Origin of the sequence: Mycobacterium sp. (assembly GCF_032162605.1) — a bacterium.
Taxonomy (GTDB): Bacteria; Actinomycetota; Actinomycetes; order Mycobacteriales; family Mycobacteriaceae; genus Mycobacterium.
Map to the genome: position 1 here is coordinate 1 of NZ_JAVROT010000289.1, position 3,422 is coordinate 3,422.

3 protein-coding genes are annotated in these 3,422 nt (G+C 66.5%); all 3 read left to right on the forward strand.

All coding sequences use genetic code 11. The annotated features are described in order from the left end of the window. Nucleotides 1-258 precede the first annotated feature (258 nt). Nucleotides 259-1,461 carry a 1-deoxy-D-xylulose-5-phosphate reductoisomerase gene (gene dxr, locus QOI01_RS16965; RefSeq protein ID WP_526382900.1) on the forward strand — a complete coding sequence of 401 codons (1,203 nt, stop codon included), beginning with the start codon at nt 259-261 and terminating at the stop codon, nt 1,459-1,461. Further along, the gene (locus QOI01_RS16970; protein WP_526382896.1) at nt 1,458-2,687 is read left to right on the forward strand and encodes a M50 family metallopeptidase; all 1,230 of its coding nucleotides are present in this window, start codon (nt 1,458-1,460) and stop codon (nt 2,685-2,687) included. Before dxr ends, QOI01_RS16970 begins: the two co-directional genes overlap by 4 nt. A 32-nt stretch (nt 2,688-2,719) precedes the next feature. Continuing rightward, a partial coding sequence (locus tag QOI01_RS16975) for a flavodoxin-dependent (E)-4-hydroxy-3-methylbut-2-enyl-diphosphate synthase (RefSeq protein WP_526382898.1) occupies nt 2,720-3,422 on the forward strand: 703 nt, incomplete at its 3' end.

The window sequence follows — 3,422 nt, forward strand, 5'->3', positions numbered from 1 at the left end:
GGTCAGGCCTGCGGCCGCAAATGCCCTGCGGTGAGCTGAGTTCATGACGTGATCACTCCAATGTGTCTGGAACGACGCGTTCCGCCGTCCTCACCGGGCATTCGGGCCGACTGGGATCACGGATGGGGCGCGTCGCGGGTCGTCACATTCACGTCACGATTCTGTGGGAATGTGCTGTGTCTGGGTTGTCGCCTGATGCACGGGCACAATGGTTTGGTGACATCTTCCGGAGGGCAGGAGCGGAGCGACCCGGGAAGTATCGGCGGAGGGCAGGAGCGGAGCGACCCGGGAAGTACTGATCGTCTGCGCGTGGTGGTGCTGGGCAGTACCGGCTCCATCGGCACCCAGGCGCTCGAGGTCATCGCTGCAAACCCGGAGAGGTTCGAGGTCGTCGGTCTGGCCGCCGGTGGGGGGAACCCCGACCTGCTGGCCCGTCAACGTGCGCAGACCGGCGTCACCAACGTGGCCGTCGCCTCGAGGGACGCCGCCGAACGGATCGGCGGCGTCACCTACACCGGACCCGACGCCGCCACGCGCCTGGTGGAGAACACAGAGGCGGACGTCGTGCTCAACGCCCTCGTCGGGGCGCTGGGGCTGCATCCGACCCTCGCCGCGCTGGACTCCGGCGCCCGACTTGCCCTGGCGAACAAGGAATCGTTGATCGCGGGTGGTCCGCTGGTGCTGAAGGCGGCCCAGCCGGGTCAGATCGTGCCGGTGGACTCCGAGCACTCCGCCTTGGCCCAATGCCTGCGCGCCGGGGGCGCCGACGAGGTCGCGAAGTTGGTGCTGACCGCGTCGGGTGGCCCGTTCCGCGGGTGGGCGGCCGCCGACCTCGAGGACGTCACCCCCGCCCAGGCAGGCGCCCACCCCACGTGGTCGATGGGCCCCATGAACACACTGAATTCGGCCTCGCTGGTCAACAAGGGGCTCGAGCTGATCGAGACACATCTCCTGTTCGGCATTCCGTACGAGCGGATCGACGTCGTGGTGCACCCGCAGTCGGTCGTGCACTCGATGGTGACCTTCGTCGACGGGTCCACGATCGCCCAGGCCAGTCCACCCGACATGAAACTGCCCATCGCGTTGGCTCTCGGGTGGCCGGCGCGCGTGCCAGGAGCGGCGTCGGCGTGCGACTTCACGAAGGCCTCCACCTGGGAATTCGAACCCTTGGACGACGACGTCTTCCCTGCCGTCGCGCTGGCTCGACACGCGGGAAGCCGCGGCGGCTGCCTGACCGCGGTGTACAACGCCGCCAATGAAGAGGCGGCCGAGGCGTTCCTCGACGGGCGGATCCGTTTCCCCGCGATCGTGCGAATCGTCGCCGAGGTGCTGCGCGCTGCCGACCAGTGGTCGGAAGAACCGGCTACCGTGGATGACGTACTCGACGCGCAGGACTGGGCGAGGGCCAGGGCCGGAATCGCCGTGAAGAGGGCAGCACAGGAGGTTGTACCAATCAGATGATGTTCGTACTGGGCATTGTGCTGTTCGCGCTTGCGATTCTCGTCTCGGTGGCGCTGCACGAATGCGGGCACATGTGGGTGGCGCGCGCCACCGGAATGAAGGTGCGCCGTTACTTCGTCGGGTTCGGACCCACGCTGTGGTCCACGATGCGTCCGAACCGGCTCGGCTACACCGAATACGGCCTGAAGGCCGTTCCGCTCGGCGGCTTCTGCGACATCGCGGGCATGACCTCGGTCGAGGAACTCGCACCCGAGGATCGCCAGTACGCGATGTACCGACAGAAGGTATGGAAGCGCGTTGCGGTGCTCTTCGCGGGCCCCGGCACCAACTTCGTGATCGGTCTGGTCCTGCTCTACGGCATCGCGGTCGTATGGGGTCTGCCCAACCTGCATCCGCCGACCACCGCCATCGTTGGCGAAACAGCTTGTGTGTCACCAGAAGTCACCAAGGGAAAGCTGGGGGACTGCAATGGTCCAGGGCCAGCCGCGCTCGCGGGCATCAAGCCGGGTGACACCGTCGTGAAGGTCGGCGGCACCGACATCTCCACCTTCGAGGAGATGGTCGCCGCGGTCCGCAAGCTCGACGCGCCTACCCCCTTCGTCGTGCAGCGCACCGAGAACGGCCAGGCCAGGGAGTTCACCACCACCGTCGACGTCACCAAGACCCAGCGGTGGACCAAGGAGGGCAACGGGACCCCCACCGATGTAGGCGCCGTCGGCATCGCCGCCGCTCAGTTCGGGCCCACCCAGTACAACCCGCTGTCCGCTGCGCCGGCAACGGTCGCCTTCACCGGTGACCTCATGGTCGAGCTGGGCAAGTCACTGGCGAAGATTCCGACCAAGGTCGGCGCGCTGTGGCACTCCATCGGTGGGGGCGAACGTGACCCCAACACGCCGATAAGCGTCGTCGGCGCCAGCATCATCGGCGGCGACACCGTCGACGCCGGGCTGTGGGTGGCGTTCTGGTTCTTCCTCGCTCAGCTGAACTTCGTTCTGGGCGCGGTGAACCTCGTGCCGCTGCTGCCCTTCGACGGTGGCCACATCGCGATTGCGGTGTACGAGAAGATCCGCAATATGATTCGCTCGGCGCGCGGCAAGGTCGCCGGGGCGCCCGTGAACTACCTGAAGCTGATGCCCGCCACCTACGTCGTGCTCGTCGTGGTGGGCGGCTACATGCTGTTGACCGTCACCGCTGACCTGGTCAATCCGATCAGGCTGTTCCAGTAGGCCTTCAAAACAGATCAAGGAAAGAAGTCACGATGACCGTCGGTTTGGGATTGCCGGCTCCACCCCCGCCGACGCTGGCCAAGCGCCGCAAGACGCGCCAGCTGATGGTGCGCGACGTCGGCGTAGGGAGTGACTATCCGATCGCCGTGCAGTCGATGTGCACGACCAAGACACACGACATCAACGCGACGCTGCAGCAGATCGCCGAGCTGACCGCATCCGGCTGCGACATTGTCCGGGTGGCCTGCCCCCGCCAGGAGGACGCCGATGCGCTGTCCGTGATCGCCAAGAAGAGCCAGATCCCGGTCATTGCCGACATTCACTTTCAGCCCAAGTACATCTTCGCCGCCATCGACGCCGGCTGTGCGGCCGTGCGCGTCAACCCAGGCAACATCAAGGAGTTCGACGGTCGCGTCAAAGAGGTTGCGAAGGCGGCCGGCGCTGCGGGCATCCCGATCCGCATCGGCGTCAACGCGGGATCGCTCGACGCGCGCATGATGCAGAAGTACGGCAAGGCCACACCCGAGGCCCTCGTCGAGTCCGCGTTGTGGGAGGCCTCGCTGTTCGAGGAGCACGGCTTCGGTGACATCAAGATCAGCGTCAAGCACAACGATCCCGTGATCATGGTCGCCGCCTACGAGCAGCTCGCCGCGGTCTGCGACTACCCCCTGCACCTCGGCGTCACCGAGGCCGGTCCGGCGTTCCAGGGCACCATCAAGTCGGCCGTCGCCTTCG